The 246-nt window shown below is 40.7% G+C and carries 1 protein-coding gene; it reads left to right on the top strand.

Annotated features, from left to right (window positions below):
• A partial coding sequence (locus tag SAY88_RS25490) for a spectrin repeat-containing protein (RefSeq protein ID WP_332635232.1) occupies positions 1-246 on the top strand: 246 nt, incomplete at both ends.

Genomic DNA, 246 nt, shown 5'->3' on the forward strand with positions numbered 1-246 from the left:
TGACAAAAAAACTTGACGAAATTACTGCAGAGATTGCAGGAGCTGGCAATGACCCTATCAAACTAAAGGCACGTCTGGCAAAACACAAAGAAACACAAAAGGCTATTGCTCAGAAGCAGGGAGCATATGATCAAACAATGAGAGTGGGTAAGACTTTGCGTGAAAGAGCTCCAAAAAGTGATGAGTCTAAGCTTAAAACTACTATCAGTCAGTTGAGGGAATTATGGTCTTTAGTGTCCTCAAAAG

It is taken from the genome of Halalkalibacter flavus (assembly GCF_036663575.1).
Lineage (GTDB): Bacteria > Bacillota > Bacilli > Bacillales > Bacillaceae_D > Halalkalibacter > Halalkalibacter flavus.